The following is a 16,776-nucleotide window of genomic DNA, read 5'->3' as shown; positions in this document are numbered from 1 at the left end:
ATCCGATCTTCCTGCGTCGCCTCGCAGCGCGCGTTTGACCAGAAATTTGTCATGGAGTGCGAATCGACTGGAGGGTGAGCCGCTTCGGGGGCGATCCGCTACTGCCAGATGCTCCCTGCGACGGCCGACCTGCTGGTCGCCTGACCCTCCCCGCGACGCTGCCGTCGCGAGACGTCGAACCTGCGGCTTTCTCTCTCGAGACGCCCGGGTCGTTGCAGGGGTGCGCTCGCGGAGCGGATGCGTTCACACGAGGAGATGAACACGATGAGACTTATCTTACGGACTTGCGCAGGGCTCGTCCTTTGCGCGCTCGCAGCCGCCTCATGCACCGGGGTGCTCGGCGGCCCAGGCGACGCCGAGGAGCGGCCTGGCGGCCCGGGCGACGTCGAGGAGCGGCCTGGCGGCTCCGTGGCTCCTGACCCGAGCTTCGACGGGACCCCGGCGGATCCCACCTCGGCGGGCGTCAAGGTGCTCCGCCGGCTCAGCGGGCGCGAGTACCTCAACACGGTCCGGGATCTGCTCGGAGACACCACGCTGCACCTCAACGATGTGCCCGTGGAGAATGACGATCCGGTCCTCGGCTACCATCTGCCCGGCCCGGTCGACAAGCTGAACGCCGAGCTGTTCCGCGACGCAGCCGAGAAACTCGCCGCGAACGCGGCATCACGCCTGAGCGCGCTCGTGCCGTGCGACGCGCAGAGCGCCGGAGAAGAAGCGTGCGCCCGGCAGTTCGTGACGGAGTTCGGCCTGAAGGCGTACCGGCGCCCCCTCTCCGCCGACGAGGTGGACGGGCTGATGCGCCTCTATCAGACCGGGCGAACGGAGATCGAGCTCGACTTCAACGGCGCGATCGTCTTCCTCGTCGAGGCGATGCTGCAGTCGCGGGGGTTCCTCTACCACTGGGAGAACGGACAGGAGCCAGCGATCGTCGAGGGGAAGACGGTGAAGCTGGACGGCTATGCGCTCGCCAGCCGCCTCTCGTACTTCCTCTGGGGGACGATGCCTGACCAGGCGCTGTTCGACGCCGCGGCCGCGGATCGGCTGGCGAGCGCGGAAGACGTGGCCCGAGCGGCGCGCCGGATGCTAGGCGATCCGAGATCGCGCGACGCCGTGGCCGATTTCTTCGATGACTGGCTCGACCTCTCGGCGGTCGCTCGCAAGCCGAAGGACGCCGACGTCTACCCCGAGTTCGACGATGCGCTGAAGCGGGCGATGTCGGAGGAGGTGCGGCGCTTCGTCGCCGGGGTCGTCCTCGATGGCACCGGGCGCTTCGAGGAGGTGCTGATCGGGACGAGCTCGTTCGCGAACGAGCCGCTCGCCGCGGTTTATGGAGTGAGCGGGCCGAAGGGCGAGGAGATGCAGCCCGTGTCGCTCGACCCGGCCCAGCGGTCAGGCATCTTGACTTCGCCTGCGTTCCTGACCGTGACCGGCGCGGCCGACGGCTCGCACCCGGTCAGGCGAGGGAAAGCCATCCTTAACCAGATCCTGTGTCAGACGCTCCCGCCGCCGCCGAACGACATCCCGGAGCCGAAGAAGCCAGATGAGGGAGGTACCACGCGAGAGCGCTTCGCGGAGCACTCCCAGCTGGCGTGCGCGAAGGGCTGCCATGCGCGCCTGGATCCGCTCGGCTTCCCGTTCGAGAACTACGACGGCATCGGACGCTTCCGGACCATGGACAACGGAGAGCCGGTCGACGCGACGAGCACCGTCGAGCTGGACGGCCAGGTCCACGCCGTGGCCGACGCGCGCGGGCTCAGCCAGGTGCTCGCCTCGAGCGAGGCGGTCCACAGCTGCTTCGCCAAGCAATGGCTGCGCTATGCGCTCGGTCGAGGCGAGACGGGGGACGACAAGGCCTCGTTCGAGTCAGTGGTGGATGCCTTCAAGGGCGCTGATCAGGACATCCGCGAGCTGATGGTGGCGCTGGTGAGCTCACGTACGTTCCGCTTCCGGGCGATCATGGAAGGAGAGGTGCTGCAATGAACCAGGCGCGATTCTCACGGCGAGCACTGCTCCAGGCGCTGGGCGTGGGGGCGGCCATGCTGCCGCTGCTGCACGCCGAGCGCGCGGCCACGGCGGCGCCGAGCGCGTTCCCGAAGCGCATGATCGCCGTGACCTGGACCAACGGCATCTTCCAGCAGAACTGGCTGCCGGGCAACGACGACCTGAACGCGGCGCGCCTCCCGACCATCCTGGAGCCGCTCGAGAGCTGGAAGTCCAAGGTGCTGATCCCCCAAGGGGTCGACCTGAAGGTGATGCTGGACGCGAACCGGACGTACGACGGGCACTTCAGCTATGGCGCGCTCTTCACCGGCGTGAGCCCCGCCCCCGGGGTCAGCGACGGCGTCGCGCCGTCGATCGATCAGATCATCGGAGACGATCTCAGGAGCAAGGGGGTGAGTTCGCCGCAGCTCAACCTCGGCTGCCGCCCCTATGGCTTCTCGACGAGCTGGGCGGGGCGGAATCAGAAGAACAACGCCGAGACGGATCCCTACCGCCTCTTCAACAGGCTCTTCGGAGGGGCGAGCCTGCCGGCAGCCCAGATCGACAAGCTGCGCAAGCGCAGGCAGAGCGTCCTCGATCTGGTGGGGACCGACCTCGAGCGCTTCGGCCAGCGCCTCGGGACGGAGGACCGGCTGAAGGTGCAGGCGCACCTGGACTCGATCCGCGCGCTGGAGCTGGACCTCGAGGCGGCGGCCTCGCAGCGCGCGTGCACGCCACCCACGATCGGCGAGGGGGGGATCAACTACGATAACATCAACGACTATCCGAAGCACGTCGACCTGATGATGAAGCTGGCCGCGGCAGCCGTGAAGTGCGACCTGGCCCGGACGGTCACCCTCGATCTCATCGACGACGGCGGGGGCAACAGCCTCACGTTCCCGTGGCTCGGCATCGGCAGCCCCGACTACCACGCCATCGCCCACGAGGGCGCGAACAACGCGACCCAGAAGACGGCGATCGATCGGTGGTTCTACGAGCAGGTCGCCACGCTCGTGGCGCAGCTCGCCGACTCCTCCGAGGGGGACGGGAGCGCGCTCGACAACAGCGTCGTCGTCGTCGCCAACGACATGAACGAGGGGAACTACCACGCCGTAGACAACATCCCGTTCCTGCTCGTCGGGAGCTGCGGGGGGTTCTTCAAGACCGGGCGGAAGGTCAAGCTGGGGAGCATGCCGCACAACAAGCTGCTCGCCACGCTCTGCCACGCGATGGACGTCCCGGTGAGCAGCGTCGGCGACGGCTACGGCGGAGACTGCGACGCGTTCTTGAAGGCTTGACCGACAAGCGAACCTCCGGGGCGATTCGCTCGGGTCGTACACCGGTGCTCCCGAGAGCGGAGCGCCCGAGCCGGGCGACCAGGCGTGGCCTGTCTACGGCTCCGCGTCCTCGTGCATGGCGAAATTTCAAATTCATCGAGAAAAGCACGGCGCCCGCGCTTGTGGTGATGGAGTCCACGCTGCTCTCACGACCCAACTGCGGGACCTGCCCTGGGCTGATGGACGCGATGAGCGAGGCCGATCGCACCGATTGCGAACGCACGATTCCAGCATCGTTCGTGTCACTCTTCCCATCGAGAGTTCTGCGCGCGCCGAGGGGGTCTTGACATCACCCCATGACAAAAGTATCAAGGTGGGTCCGCTTGCTTGGCTCTCGGAGAGCCGGAGGTCCACCATGCATCGTGTTCACGCTGTGAGCCTTACCTTGGCCCTCATTGCATTCCACGTGGGCTGCAATTCAACTTCCTCGGACTCGAGCTCCGGTGGAGGCGACGGAAGCGGTGGCGCGACCAGCACCGGTACGACCGGCAGCGGCGGGGCCGGCGGCCACGGCGGGGGCCTCACGAGCAGCTCGTCGAGCGGCGGCGGACAAGGCGGCTCGGGCGGCGGCGGACAAGGCGGCTCGGGCGGCGGCGGGCAAGGCGGCTCGGGCGGCGGCGAGACCTCCCTGACAGGCTGCGCGTCCGGCAGGTACATCCTCTGCGAGGATTTCGAGGACACCGACGTGGGCGGCGTTCCGCAGGGCTGGACCAAGCATGGTGAGCCGGTCGCGGTCGCCGACGATCAGGCCGCGCACGGCAAGCACGCGCTGAAGATGGGCCCTGTCGCGAACGGGGAGCGGCGCATCTATCACGACGCTTCTCAGCTCGGGAGCGGGCACTGGGGCCGGATCCGATACCGGGTGCAGCGGCCGGTGCCTGACGCGTTCGTCCATTCGACGCTCGTCGCGCTGTACGGCAACGGCCCCACGACGGGCGCCCAGGAGGTCCGCGTCGTGGACACGGTGAAGGAAGACAAGGACGGCTGGAACAATGACGGCAACGGGTCGCACATCCAGTACCTCTACAACGTGCAGCCCGCGGGGGCGGAGTTCGGCAAGGGGAGCACATACCGCTGGTACTATGAGGACCAGTGGCACTGCGTCGAGTGGCACATCGACGGTCCAACGCAGCGCTACGACTTCTACCTGGACGGCGAGCTCCTCGACGAGATCAGCATCGCGAACGGGCCGGGCAACTACTCCGGCTCGGAGATCCCGGACGCGTTCAGCGAGGTCCGGGTCGGGTGGAACAACTACCAGAGCGCGCCGCCGGGGTTCACGGCGTGGATTGACGACGTCGCGCTGGACGACGAGCGGATCGGCTGCGAGGAGTGAAGTTCTGCTCGTAGATCGCGCCGAGGATCCGCGCTACTGCGCGTGGTTCCCCGTCGGTCCCCTTCGGGATGTGGACCCGCCGCACGGGCGGCGCGCGGTACGTGCCGGGCTTCGCGCGTTCGAGCAGCGACCTGAGGTTGCCCTCCAACTTGCCGCGCCAAACGACGCCGGTTACCATCGATGGAATGAGCTTGGCTGCCTCCCTGTTGCAGATCGATCCCCGAGATGATGTGGCCGTCGCCGTGCGCGGCCTGGCCGCCGGCGACTCGGTGGCCGACGCGATCACCGCCCGCGTCGACATCCCGGCCGGACACAAGGTGGCGCTGCGCGCGGTGGCCGCCGGCGAGCTGGTGCGAAAGTACGGCTGGCCCATCGGGCGGGCGACAGTGGACATCCAGCCGGGCGATCACGTGCACACGCACAACCTGGCCACCGCGCTCTCCGGCCTCGACACCTACACCTACGAGCCCACGAACCCTGATCCCCTTCCCGCCACCGAAGACCGCACCTTCATGGGCTACCGGCGGAAGGACGGGCGGGTGGGGACCCGCAACGAGATCTGGATCCTATCGACGGTGGGCTGCGTCGCGCGCACCGCCCAGAAGGTGGCCGCCGAGGCGGACAGACGCTTCAAGGGCCGGGTGGACGGGGTCTACGCCCTCACCCACCCCTTCGGCTGCTCCCAGCTGGGGGGCGACCTCGATGCCACCCGCCGGATGACCGTGGCCCTGGCCGGCCACCCGAACGCGGGCGGAGCGCTGATCATCGGCCTTGGCTGCGAGAACAACCAGCTCGGCCCGCTCCTCGAGAGCGCCCCGCACCTCGATCCCGATCGCCTGCGGTCCTTCACCGCCCAGACGGCCGACGATGAGCTCGAGGCGGGCCTTGAGGCCGTCGAGGAACTCGTGAGGATCGTCGAGCAGGACCGCCGCGAGCCCTGCCCCGTCTCCGACCTGGTGATCGGTCTCAAGTGCGGCGGCTCGGACGGCTTCTCGGGGCTGACCGCCAACCCGCTTGTGGGCCGCATCGCCGACAAGGTCTGCGCCGCCGGTGGCTCGGCCATCCTGACCGAGATCCCGGAGATCTTCGGCGCCGAGCGCCTGCTCATGACCCGCGCCGAGAGCGAGGCGGTCTATGAGGGCATCGTCGGCGTGGTGAACAACTTCAAGAGCTACTTCATCGCCCACGGCGAGCCGGTGTCGGAGAACCCCTCGCCCGGCAACATCGCGGGCGGCATCACGACGCTGGAGGAGAAGTCCCTGGGCGCGGTGCAGAAGGCCGGCCGAGCCCCGGTGACCGAGGTGGTCCACTACGGCGGGCAGATCCGCGGCACGCCGGGCGTGGCTCTGCTGGAGGCCCCCGGCAACGACGCCGTCTCGTCCACAGCGCTCGCAGCCGCCGGCGCGACGGTCATCCTCTTCACCACCGGCCGGGGCACGCCCCTCGGTTTCCCCGCGCCGACCCTCAAGCTCGCCACCAACTCCAGCCTGGCCCAGCGCAAGCAGCGCTGGATCGACTTCGACGCCGGCCGCATCGCCTCGGGCGAATCCATGGACGCGGCCGCCGACGCCCTGATGGACCTGGTGCTGGCCACCGCCTCGGGCCGGTTAACCCGCGCCGAGGAGAACGGCGAGCGCGAGATCGCACTTTGGAAGCGGGGCGTCACCCTTTGAGCCTACGACGCCTGCCGGAGGCCACGCTCGGCCTCGTTCCGCCGCACGTCGAACGGCCCGCCTAGCCTCCTCCGGTCAACGAGCCGGATGGGGACGACCTCATCCTACGCTAGTAGGCGAGCTATCTCTGTCAATATCCAGGCTGGGGTACCTCGCGGCGATCGGCGCCGACCTGCCCTGGAGCGGCTCGATCTTGCCGACGATGACGAGGTAGCTGAACGCGCCGAGCAGGCAGAAGCCGCCCGCCACGACGAGCGGGATCGTGAACGATCCTTTGGTCAGCGAGACCATCACGCCGGTGAACGTCGTGATGACGATGCCGGCCAGGTTCGACGCAAAGTTCTGGATACCGCTGATCGAAGCCACGTGGCGCGGCGTGGGCGCGACGTCGCCGGGAAGGGACCAGACGCTGGCGCCGGCGAACGCAAGGCTCGCGTAGGAGATGCCGAAGCAGGCGAGCATCAGATAGATGTTGGAGGTCAATGCCGACAGCGTGATCGCCGACGACACAAGCATGCCGCCGACCATGCAGGTCTTGCGCGCGGCGGTGAGGCTCCAGCCGCGGCGATAGAGCGCGTCGGAGACGAAGCCGCCGATCCAGCCGCCCGGGATCGCCATCAGCGCGGGGATCATGCCGAGCGTGCCGAGCGACTTGAGCGAGAAGCCGCGCGTCTGCACGAGGTAGCTCGGGAACCACGTGATGAAGAAGTAGTTGGTGAAGTTGAGGCAGAAGAAGCCGAGCATCATGCCCCAGAGCGTGCGGTGGCGGAAGAGCGACGCCCACGTCACGTTGCTCTGCGCGTCCTCGGCGGGCGCTGCGTGGACGACGTCCTGCGCGCCCGTCATGTCGCCATGCGCGGGGCTGCGGTAGATGACGACCCAGCCGAGGATCCACACCGCGCCGAACAGGCCCGTGATGATGAAGGCCGCCTTCCATCCGAGCGAGTCGATGATGAGCGCGACGAGAGGAATCGACAGCGCCGAGCCGACGCGCGCGCCGCTGTCGAAGATGCCCGTCGCGAGCGCGCGCTCGCGCGGCTTGAACCATTGGCTCACGAGCTTGGCGCAGGCCGGGTAGGCGCCGGCTTCGCCCACGCCGAGCAGCAATCGGCAGCCGAACATGGCCGCGACGCTCGACACACCGGCGGTCGCCGCGGTGAAGAGCGACCACCAGCCGACGGCGATCGGCAGCGCGATGCGCGCGCCCACACGGTCGACGAACCAGCCGAACGGCATCTGCATGAGCGCGTAGGTCCAGAAAAAGCCGCTCATGATGAACCCCATCTGGGCGGGGCCGATCCCGAGCTCCTTCTCGATCTGGGGCGCCGCGACCGCCAGATTGGCGCGATCGATGTAGTTGACGGCGACGGCGAGAAAGCACAGGAGGAGCACGACCCAACGCATTTTTCTCATCTGCATGTCTCCTTTGGGCAGCCTCACATGCTCATGCGGGCACGGCCGTGCGAAGCGCCGCGTGCAGCCGGGGCTGATCGAGGTTCAGGCCGAGCTCACGCGCGAGCTCGATCACGGGCCCGAAGCGGCGTCGCTTCTTCTCGCCGTGGTTGCGCGCGATATCGGAGAGCCGGTGATCGAGGAACGGGTTCTGGAAGCGCTGCCGCACCTCGTCGAGGTAGGCGCGCGCGGCAGCGCCCTTGCCGAGCGCATCGAAGACGGGCACCACCTCGTCGCGCCAGAGCGCCTCGAGATCGGCGCGCAAGGCCGGATCGCGCATCGCGCGCAGCGTGTTCTCGTCCGAGGGGCGCCCGTCCAGCTGCCAGCGCTCGGCGAGGTAGGTGTGCCCGAGGTTCAGGAGCAGCAGCTTCAAGCGTTCGTAATGGAGCAGGTCGTCCGTCACGATCATCGCTTCATGCTGGCACGGCAGCACCATGCCCTCGCGCTGCTCGATAGCCCAGAGCGCGTAGGGCTCGGCGACAGCGCCGACGGGGCGGATCGGCTCGGAGACGATCCGGTCGACGAGCGAGTTCACCCAGATGCACCTGTGCTCGATGTAGCGAAGGAAGGCAGCATCGGCGCCCCATTGGCGCGCGAGGCCGGCGACGAGCGCGCGCAGCGTGTCACCGTTGTTCGAGACGAGCTCGCAAGGCAGCAGCGTGAGCGGCGCGGCGCCCGCATCGAAGCGCGCGCGCAGCAAGATGACGAGCTTCGCGGCGAACCCGCGCGGCACGCCCGCGCCGGGCGCGAGCAACGTCGCCGTGTCCTCGGGCAAGCAGGCGTATCCGCTGTCGCTCGTGTTCGAGATCACGACGCGCGCATCGTTCGCGAAGCGCTCGCGCACGAGCGGCCAGTCGGTGTTCGCGTCGAGCGCTTCCGTGATCGAGCTGCATTCGATCGTCGTATCGACGACCTCTTCGCGGCGCAGCCCGCGGATCCGCACGGGGTAACGCCCCTGCGCGCGCAGCGCGTCGATGCGCGCGCGGCTCTCGGGGTTCGACGTGGTCTGCACCACGGTGAGGGTCCCGAGCGCGCGGCCGGCGCCGAGCGCCTCCGAGATGAAAAGGTCCGCGTGAGCCTGCAGGAACCGGCTCGTGCCGAACTGAAGAATCGGATTGCCCATGTCAGTGCTCCGGCGGCTCAGCAGGCGCGTACCCACGCGAGGCTCGTGTGCGCGAGGCTCCCGGTCGCGCTCGGCAACACGGTCGACCCGGGGTCGTGCTTCACGAGCAGGTTGTTCAGCTGCAGAAACTGATGGATCGTCTTCATCCGAAATCCCTTCAGTGAAGGCGCCGAATCGCGGACGCTCACGACATGCTCACCATGATCTTGGACGTTCGACCGGGGTGGGCTGCCCAGTCGGCGAGCGCCTCGGGCACGCCTTCGATGGGGATCGATCTCGAAATCAGGATGTTCGGGTCGAACGTGCGTCGCTCGAAGAAGGCGATCACGTCCGAGAACTCGTTCAGGCAGTTGCGCGCGCCGAGGATGTCGAGCTCCTTCATCACGAACAGCCTGGTCTCGTAGCTCACCGGCTCTTTGCCGTACCCGATGTACACGACTCGACCGCAAAACTTCACCCAGTCCACGGCGTTGCGGTAAGTCGCTGTCGCGCCCACGGCTTCGATGACGACATCCGGCCCGTCGCCGTTCGTCAGGTCCATCACGCGTTGGCGTGCATCGGCGTCCCCGAGCACCGCCTCCCGCGCGCCGAGCGCCCTGGCGAGCGCGAACTTTTCTTCCTGCGTGTCGAGCGCGATCACGCGCGCGCCGCGGCTCACCGCGCCGGCGATGGCCCCGAGCCCCACGCCGCCGCAGCCCATCACCAGCACGGTCTCGCCGGCCTCGACGCGCCCTCGCGCGGCCGCGTGAAAGCCTACCGAGAACGGCTCGACGAGCGCGAGCTCCGTGAGGCTCAGCTTCCGTGACGTGAAGAGCTTCTGGTACGGGACGGCCACGAGCTCTGTCAGCGCGCCATCGCGCTGCACGCCCATGGTCTTGTTGTCGCGGCAGGCGTTGCGCCGTCCCGCGCGGCATGAGGGACACCCGCCGCACGCCGTGTACGGCGTGAACGTGACGTCGGTACCGACGCGCCAGTCCGCCTCGACGCCCGAGCCGAGCTCCACGATGGTGCCGGCCACCTCGTGCCCCAGCACCCGGGGGTACGTCACCATCGGGTTCTTGCCCAGGAACGTGTTCAAGTCGGAGCCGCACAAACCGACCCGTTGCACGCGGATCAACACCTCATCGTGCGCCGGTTTGGGCTCGCGGATCTGGCTCACCTGTGCAACCGACGGACCCGTGATCGTCAGGGCTTTCATGCTGTCATTGCCTCGCTGAGCGACTTCGTTCACTCGCGGCTCTCACGGCGCGCTCCGCAGCCGGGGCCGCTTCGTCCTGCCAAAGAACAGAGCTCCATGTCGAATGGCCGAAGCCGAAGCGACGTGGCGTTGCTTCACGATCGGTGAGCGGGGCGGCGGGCGCCGCCTTCGCCGTGGCGCTCGGGACGCCGCTGTTCAGGGGTGACGCGCGTAGAACTTCTGCGCATTCTTGTACATGACCTTGTCACGCGCTTCCTGACCAAACTCCTTGAGGTAGAGCTCGGCGACCTCGATCTCCGACGCGAGGCTGCCGCCCATGTCGACGACGGGCCAGTTGCTGCCCCAGATCAGCCGGTCCTCGCCGAAGGCCTTCATCAGCACGTCGAAGTGCGCCTTGTACGCCGCGAGATCGGTCGGCGCCTTCCAGGGATCGTCCTCGGTGGCGGCCGGGTTGTACATGTCAAAGAACGACGAGAACTTGATGTAGATGTTCGGGTGCTTGGCCAGCCGCTGAACCGCGTCGACCCAGGCCGGATCCGGCGTCGGCCCTTTCGCGCCCGCCAGGTGGTCGATGATGATACGGAGCTTGGGCACCGCGGTCGCGAGCGCCTCGACCTTGTCCTTCGGGTTCAGGGTGCCGCGGCTGATGATGTCGAGCGTCATGCCCTTGGCCGCGAGCTCCTCCAGCGAGGCGAGCTGCTTGGCGTCGAGCGTCAGCTTCGGGCTCCAGAGGAAGCCGCGAATGCCGACCACGCGCGGGTCCGCGGCGAGGCGCGCCAGATCGGCGCTGAAGCTCGGCGAGCCGATCTCGAGCTGCGCGACGAGGAACTTGAAGAAGTCGTTGCCCTTCGTCATCTCGAGGACCTTGAAGTTGTCGTCGACGACGGGGCTGGCTTCGACGATGCCGGTGCCGATGACGCCATTCTGCTTCGCGATGGCTTCATACTCCGGGGGCAACACGTCGCGGTAGATCGGCTTCTGCTTGGCTTCCGGCCAAACGACGCCGCCCGGACGCGTGACCTGGTAGAGATGGATGTGCGTGTCGAGGATCGGACCATGCTTTTCCGCCGGCACGGCCAGCGGGGCCGCCGCTTTGCTCGTGTCGCCCGCCGTCCCGGGTGGCGTCGCGGTGGTCGCGGAAGAGGATGCACACGCCGCGAGCGGCGAGAGCGTCATCATCAGGCACAGCTTGGCGAGAGTCGTCGGAATACTCGTGAGTATTTTCATGGTGCAGTCTTTTTGGAGTCGGTGCCGAACTCGATCCCGAGAGCGAAGGTGCCGCTGCGCATGACGACCCCCTCATGACAAAGCCGAATAAGGAGGCCTTAATGTGAACGTTCACATTCTCAATGTCAACACCAATTCGTTCTGCGGCCAAGCTCGGACTCGGGTGGCGGGCAACTCTCTTCCGGAGCGGCGCGGCAAGAGAGGCGAGCACCGGGCCGCGGTTATGTTCGATGTGGTTTCCAATTTCCAATCCGCTCGCGCCCGACTGAGGGCCTATCCCAGCAGGGACCCTCTGGGCTCTGGGGAGACCTACATCGCTCTCCGGATGGGTTGCCGATGAGGAGCGCTCGATGCGCGCGGTAGCGCGTGCTCGAAGCAGCGGGTCACCTCCGACGTTCCGGTGGTCGCTGTCGCGGGTTGGCTGGGCGACTCGGTCCCAGTGGTCGCCGTGGCCAGCACGACGGCGGGGCGGCGGCCACCCGCCCTCTCCTCGACCTGGGTCATGGGCGCCGCGGCCGACCGCCGCTGCGCGCCCATCGGGATCGAGGATGGCCTCGCGCCCTTCCATTTTCGTTGACACCCGCAATGTGAACGCTCACAATTCGTCGCGGGGTGTCCTTTCGCTCTACCCTGAGCAGGCCGTCGTGCGCGGCCCTTCGTCCCTGGGATCGGGATCGATTTCTGCACCGACCCCGTTCGCCCGGTTGTCGTGAGCGCGAGCAACGGCGAGGTCGCGGGGGAACGGGAAAGCAAAACGATTCAAGGAGTTCAAGGGCGAATCGCCACGCTCACCTCGGCTGACAGAAGGTTCCCTATGCGATCCGACACCAACCCTGGAAAAGCGACGCCAGAGGACTATTCGAACAATTTTCCAACATAGTCGCAGCGCAGCGCCGCACGCTGCCGGCTCGCTTCCCACGCGCACGGCGTCGGGCATCGGAGATCGTGTCGAGAGCCTTGTCGAACGGTCGACTGGTTCAACAACTCGTCCATGCATCGAAGCGGCCGCGTTCACTCCACAGCCTGCGGGGCAGAGCTCGGTCGCCTCGACATCCTCGTGAACGACGCGGGGCGGATCCGCAGGTCGTCGGCCGCCCAGCGCTCGGCCACGGGCTGGTCGTCGACGGCGGCTGGATGAGCCGTTGAGGAGAAGAAGATGCAGATTCGCAGTGCGAAAGGTTGCCAGTGGGACCAGGTGAGCCTCGGCGAGGTGATGCTGCGTCTCGACCCGGGTGAGCGCCGCGTCCACACGGCGCGGACGTTCGACGTCGGTGAAGGCGGGGGAGAGTACAACGTGGCGCGGGGGCTCCGGCGCTGCTTCGGGCTCCGCACCGCCATCGTCACGGCGCTCGCGGACAACGCCGTCGGGCGCCTCATCGAGGACCTGATGCTCCAGGGCGGGGTCGACACGTCCTTCCTGCGCTGGGTCGACTACGACGGCGTGGGCCGGGACGTGCGCAACGGCCTCAACTTCACCGAGCGCGGCTTCGGGCCCCGCGCCGCCGCCGGCTGCTCGGACCGCGGCCACAGCGCGGCGTCCAAGCTCAGGCCCGGGGACGTGCCGTGGGAGACCCTCTTCGGCGAGCGCGGCGCGCGCTGGTTGCACACAGGCGGCATCTTCTGCGCTCTCTCGGAGACCACGGCCGGCGTGGCGCACGAGGCCATGGAGGTCGCGCGCGCGCATGACGTGCGGATCTCCTACGACCTCAACTACCGCCCCTCGCTGTGGAAGAACTTCGGCGGCCAGCGGCGGGCGCGCGAGGTCAATCGCGCCCTCATGCCGTACGTCGACTGCGTGTTCGGCAACGAGGAGGACTTCGTCGCGGGCCTCGGCTTCGAGGTGTCCGGCGTGGACAGCAGCTACAGCCAGCTCGATACGAACGGCTTCCGCCGGATGATCTCCGAGGTCGTCGCGGCGTATCCCAACATCTCGGTCGTCGCCACGAGCCTCCGGACGGCCAAGACCGCCAGCGTGAACGGCTGGGGTGGCATCCTGTACTACAAGGGCGAGTTCCACGAGGTCCCGCAGCGAGACATCGAGATCCTGGACCGCGTGGGCGGCGGCGACTCGTTCGCTTCGGGGATCATCTATGGCCTCTTGACCGAGCAGAGCCCGCGGTGGGCGCTCGAGTGCGGCGTCGCGCACGGCGCGCTGGCGATGTCGACCCCGGGGGACACCTCGATGGCGTCGCTCGCCGAGGTGCGGAGGGCCATGAGCGGGGCCGGCGCGAGGATCGAGCGATGAACAGGGAGCAAGTCGTCCGCCGCGTCGAGGAGATCGGCGTCGTCCCCGTCGTGCGCGCGCCGCGCGGAGAGCTCGCCGAGCGGGCCGCTCGCGCGCTGTGCGCGGGGGGCATCGAGGTCATCGAGATCACGATGACCGTCCCCGACGCCCTGTCCGTCATGCGCGAGATCGCCTCGCGGATGGGGGACCGCGTCCTCGTCGGCGCGGGCACCGTGCTCACCGCGGAGGCGGCCCGCCGGTGCATCGAGGCCGGCGCCGAGTTCATCGTGAGCCCGGGGCTCGACCTGGAGGTCATCCGCGCGGCGCACGATCTCGGGAAAGCGGTATTCCCGGGGGCGCTCACGCCGACCGAGGTGATCACCGCGTGGAACGCCGGCGCCGACACGGTGAAGCTGTTCCCGTGCTCCGCCATGGGGGGCGCGAAGTACCTGCGCGCCCTGCGCGCGCCGCTCCCGGAGGTGAAGATGATGCCGACCGGCGGGGTCAACCTGACGACAGCCAGGGATTTCATCGAGGCCGGCGCCGTGGCGCTCGGGATCGGCGGCGAGCTCGTGGACGCCGCGGCGCTCGCGGCGGGCAAGGACGAGGTCCTCACGGAGCGCGCGCGTGAGTTCATGTCCGTGGTCGGCGCCGCGCGTGCAGAGCTCAAGAAGGGCACGCGGGCGTAGAGAACAGCTCCGGCGGGCAGCGCTCGGGAGCTCCCCTCGATGGAGCTGCCCGCCGCGACATGGAGTTGCCGGGGCCCTCGACGCGGCCGGCCGGGGCGTGCACCGTCTGGTAGCCGCGCGGGGCAGGCTCGGTTAAACGAGCCGTCATGATCCTGATTGGCCAGTACGACTCTCCCTTCGTGCGCCGCGTCGCCGTGGCGCTCCAGCATTACGGGCTCGCGTACGAGCACCGCCCGTGGTCGGTGTGGGCCGACGCGGAGTCCATCGCGAGGTACAACCCGCTCCGGCGGGTCCCCGTGCTCGTGACGGACGGCGGAGAGCCGCTCGTGGAGAGCGCGGCGATCCTCGACGCCCTCGACGACCTCGTGGGGCCCGAGCGCGCGCTCCTGCCGCGCTCGGGCGAGGCGCGCCGCGCAGGGCTGCGGGTCTGTGCGCTCGCCACGGGGCTCGCGGACAAGGCGGTGAGCCTGCTCTATGAACACGTGCTGCGCACGGGCGATCGCCGGAGCCCTGTCTGGGTGGAGCGCTGCACCGCGCAGATCGGCGAGGCGCTCGACCTGCTGGAGCGGGAGCGCGCCGCCCGGAGCGGCGACACCTGGTGGCTGGGCGACTTCAGCCACGCCGACATCGCGGTCGCCTGCGCGCTGCGCTTCGTCGGCGAGGCGCACCCGGCCCTCACCGACGCCGCGAAGCGGCCGGCGCTGGCCGCGCACGCGGCGCGCTGCGAGGCGCTCCCGGTGTTCGCGGCGGTGGCACAGCCGCTCCACGTGGCCGTGTAGCGCCGCGTGCCAGGAATCCCGCCAGGATTTCTGCGACGACGAGGCGGAATCGGACAAAATATCAATAATTTCAATCTGTTCCGTCTGATCCGCTGCCGGATCGCTCGCCGACGTGGCCCAACGTGGGCCCAATGAATAGGCGTTTGCGGGACTGCGCCTGAGCAGCAGCGGCGGCGAGGTCCCGGCGCAGTCCCGCAAACGTCGGGTTGGACCGGGCCGGTTCGCGGCCGGGCGAGGCGGTCGCGAGGCCTATGGAGATCCTGCCCGAGAAGGCAGCAGAGGGCGGGCGTGGCGGGGCTCGCACGCGTGGTGCATCCCGCCGCCACGACGTTGGGCGCAGACGTGCCGAGGCAGAGCGCGGCGCCGACGGAGGCCCAGAAGCACGCACGCCGCCGACGTGGACGGCGCAGAAGGCGGATCGATCCCTGACCGCCGCGCAACGGAGGTGGTGTTGTTGCTCCTGCCCAGGCCAGCAATGCTCATGACGTGTCCGGAGGGGCAGCGGAAGAGGCGACGACGCACGACGGCAGCGGGCGGCGAGCCATCGCAGCCTGACCGCAGCGAGGACAGATGGACAGGTCGATCCCCGTGAGCTCGGCGAGCAGCGTGCACCAGTCGACCTTGACGACGTGGCGCGCAGAGGGCTCGTGCTCGTGAGAGCTGGCTTCCCGGTGCTCATCTCCCCCGACAGCGCACTGCCCTGCGTCTCGCGCCGCCAGGATCCTCGTGCGTGCCACCTCGAGCGTGGTGGTGGCGTGACACGCAGCCATCAAGCCGAAGTGTCGGATCTTCACGAAGCGATGAGGCAGCACGTGCAGCAGGAAGCGACGCAGAAACTCCTCTGCGGAGAGCGTCACGGTCTTGTCTCCGCGGGTCCGGAAGCACACGCCGCGCTCATCCATCCACCGCAGCCGGTGATTGGACAGCCCGACACGGTGGGTATAGCGACCGAGGTAAGCAAAGACCTGCTCGGGCCCAGCGAAGGGCGGCTTGGCGTACACCACCCAGGGTTTGCGGTAGAGCGCGCCGAGCAGCGCAGCGAAGGCAGCGGGGTTGGCCAGCGCGGCGGCCTCGCCGGTCAGGTCGAGCTCTCCTTGATCATAGGCCTGCCGGAGCGCGGCGAGCAACTTGCCACGGAAGAGCTTGCCGAGGACCTGCACAGGGAAGAGGTAGCCGCGCCGCCCCTCGATCCAGCGCGAGCCGTCGAGCGAGAGCCCACCGCCCGTGACGATGCAGTGCAGGTGCGGATGGAAGCTGAGATTGCGGCTCCAGGTGTGCAGCACGGCGGTGACACCGATGTCGGCGCCGAGCCGCCTGGGATCGCGGCCGAGCGTGAGCAGGGTCTGCGAGCCGCACTGGAAGAGCAGATCGAAGACCGTCTGCGGGTTGACGAGCGCCAGCGGGCGCAGCTCAGCCGGGAGCGTGAAGACGACGTGGAAGTAGTGCGTCGGCAGGATGCGCTGCTGCCGCTCGGCGATCCACCTGGCCTGGCTGAGGCTCTGGCACTTGGGACAGTGGCGGTTGCGGCAGGAGTTGTACGAGGGCTGCTCGTGGCCGCAGCTCGTGCACACGTCGACATGGCCGCCCAGCACCGCGGTCCTGCACGCGGCGATGTCGCGTAGGACCTTGCGCTGGGCGGCGGAGACGGCGTGGGCGCGCAGGTAGGCCTCGCCGTGGGCGCGGACGATATCCGCGACCTCGAGACGAGGCCTACCCGTCGCCGCGGGCCGCGGCGCCAGGCGATGCGGGTGCACGCGA

13 protein-coding genes are annotated in these 16,776 nt (G+C 68.6%); 7 read left to right on the top strand and 6 right to left on the bottom strand.

All coding sequences use genetic code 11. From position 1 onward, the window contains the following. Positions 1–264: 264 nt before the first annotated feature. From WMF19_RS07150 to WMF19_RS07135, 4 genes are all read left to right on the top strand, one after another. On the top strand, positions 265–1,980 hold the full coding sequence (locus WMF19_RS07150) for a DUF1592 domain-containing protein (RefSeq protein WP_437898378.1): 1,716 nt from the start codon (positions 265–267) through the stop codon (positions 1,978–1,980). Then, on the top strand, positions 1,977–3,278 hold the full coding sequence (locus WMF19_RS07145; protein WP_437898377.1) for a DUF1552 domain-containing protein: 1,302 nt from the start codon (positions 1,977–1,979) through the stop codon (positions 3,276–3,278). Before WMF19_RS07150 ends, WMF19_RS07145 begins: the two co-directional genes overlap by 4 nt. 424 nt (positions 3,279–3,702) lie before the next feature. Next, complete coding sequence (locus tag WMF19_RS07140) at positions 3,703–4,653, top strand: hypothetical protein (RefSeq protein WP_437898376.1); 951 nt, start codon at positions 3,703–3,705, stop codon at positions 4,651–4,653. A 185-nt stretch (positions 4,654–4,838) separates the two neighbouring features. Then, positions 4,839–6,326 carry a UxaA family hydrolase gene (locus tag WMF19_RS07135; protein WP_437898375.1) on the top strand — a complete coding sequence of 496 codons (1,488 nt, stop codon included), beginning with the start codon at positions 4,839–4,841 and terminating at the stop codon, positions 6,324–6,326. Positions 6,327–6,425: 99 nt separating this feature from the next. On the opposite strand, the gene WMF19_RS07130 is transcribed toward WMF19_RS07135, so the two are convergent. The 5 genes from WMF19_RS07130 to WMF19_RS07110 form a co-directional block, all read right to left on the bottom strand. After that, positions 6,426–7,739 carry an MFS transporter gene (locus WMF19_RS07130; RefSeq protein ID WP_437898374.1) on the bottom strand — a complete coding sequence of 438 codons (1,314 nt, stop codon included), beginning with the start codon at positions 7,737–7,739 and terminating at the stop codon, positions 6,426–6,428. A gap of 31 nt (positions 7,740–7,770) precedes the next feature. Next, positions 7,771–8,901 carry a mannitol dehydrogenase family protein gene (locus WMF19_RS07125; protein ID WP_437898373.1) on the bottom strand — a complete coding sequence of 377 codons (1,131 nt, stop codon included), beginning with the start codon at positions 8,899–8,901 and terminating at the stop codon, positions 7,771–7,773. A gap of 17 nt (positions 8,902–8,918) precedes the next feature. Continuing rightward, entirely contained in the window at positions 8,919–9,047 is a 129-nt protein-coding gene (locus tag WMF19_RS07120; protein WP_437328027.1) for a hypothetical protein, read from the bottom strand. 38 nt (positions 9,048–9,085) lie between these two features. Then, positions 9,086–10,099, bottom strand: coding sequence for a zinc-binding alcohol dehydrogenase family protein (locus WMF19_RS07115; protein ID WP_437898372.1), 1,014 nt, complete (start codon positions 10,097–10,099; stop codon positions 9,086–9,088). Positions 10,100–10,294: 195 nt separating this feature from the next. Further along, positions 10,295–11,326 carry an amidohydrolase family protein gene (locus tag WMF19_RS07110; protein ID WP_437898371.1) on the bottom strand — a complete coding sequence of 344 codons (1,032 nt, stop codon included), beginning with the start codon at positions 11,324–11,326 and terminating at the stop codon, positions 10,295–10,297. A 1,156-nt stretch (positions 11,327–12,482) separates the two neighbouring features. Between WMF19_RS07110 and WMF19_RS07105 the strand changes: the two genes are divergently transcribed. From WMF19_RS07105 to WMF19_RS07095, 3 genes are all read left to right on the top strand, one after another. Beyond that, entirely contained in the window at positions 12,483–13,571 is a 1,089-nt protein-coding gene (locus WMF19_RS07105; RefSeq protein ID WP_437898370.1) for a sugar kinase, read from the top strand. Next, on the top strand, positions 13,568–14,239 hold the full coding sequence (locus tag WMF19_RS07100) for a bifunctional 4-hydroxy-2-oxoglutarate aldolase/2-dehydro-3-deoxy-phosphogluconate aldolase (protein WP_437898369.1): 672 nt from the start codon (positions 13,568–13,570) through the stop codon (positions 14,237–14,239). Before WMF19_RS07105 ends, WMF19_RS07100 begins: the two co-directional genes overlap by 4 nt. Positions 14,240–14,385: 146 nt before the next feature. After that, entirely contained in the window at positions 14,386–15,018 is a 633-nt protein-coding gene (locus WMF19_RS07095; protein WP_437898368.1) for a glutathione S-transferase family protein, read from the top strand. A gap of 479 nt (positions 15,019–15,497) precedes the next feature. Here WMF19_RS07095 and WMF19_RS07090 read toward each other — a convergent pair whose 3' ends face one another. Continuing rightward, positions 15,498–16,772, bottom strand: coding sequence for an IS91 family transposase (locus tag WMF19_RS07090; protein WP_437893383.1), 1,275 nt, complete (start codon positions 16,770–16,772; stop codon positions 15,498–15,500). Positions 16,773–16,776 lie beyond the last annotated feature (4 nt).

The organism is Sorangium sp. So ce124, assembly GCF_051525235.1.
Classification (GTDB): Bacteria; Myxococcota_A; Polyangia; order Polyangiales; family Polyangiaceae; genus Sorangium; species Sorangium atrum.
Note: the sequence above shows the minus strand (reverse complement) of the source record. Positions and strands in the feature narration are given on the sequence as shown.

Coding starts and splice junctions, on each gene's coding strand:
- WMF19_RS07150 (WP_437898378.1), top strand. CDS start 265: ATGAGACTTATCTTACGGACTTGCGCAGGGCTCGTCCTTTGCGCGCTC.
- WMF19_RS07120 (WP_437328027.1), bottom strand. CDS start 9,047: ATGAAGACGATCCATCAGTTTCTGCAGCTGAACAACCTGCTCGTGAAG.
- WMF19_RS07130 (WP_437898374.1), bottom strand. CDS start 7,739: ATGAGAAAAATGCGTTGGGTCGTGCTCCTCCTGTGCTTTCTCGCCGTC.
- WMF19_RS07100 (WP_437898369.1), top strand. CDS start 13,568: ATGAACAGGGAGCAAGTCGTCCGCCGCGTCGAGGAGATCGGCGTCGTC.
- WMF19_RS07125 (WP_437898373.1), bottom strand. CDS start 8,901: ATGGGCAATCCGATTCTTCAGTTCGGCACGAGCCGGTTCCTGCAGGCT.
- WMF19_RS07105 (WP_437898370.1), top strand. CDS start 12,483: ATGCAGATTCGCAGTGCGAAAGGTTGCCAGTGGGACCAGGTGAGCCTC.
- WMF19_RS07135 (WP_437898375.1), top strand. CDS start 4,839: ATGAGCTTGGCTGCCTCCCTGTTGCAGATCGATCCCCGAGATGATGTG.
- WMF19_RS07110 (WP_437898371.1), bottom strand. CDS start 11,326: ATGAAAATACTCACGAGTATTCCGACGACTCTCGCCAAGCTGTGCCTG.
- WMF19_RS07095 (WP_437898368.1), top strand. CDS start 14,386: ATGATCCTGATTGGCCAGTACGACTCTCCCTTCGTGCGCCGCGTCGCC.
- WMF19_RS07115 (WP_437898372.1), bottom strand. CDS start 10,099: ATGAAAGCCCTGACGATCACGGGTCCGTCGGTTGCACAGGTGAGCCAG.
- WMF19_RS07145 (WP_437898377.1), top strand. CDS start 1,977: ATGAACCAGGCGCGATTCTCACGGCGAGCACTGCTCCAGGCGCTGGGC.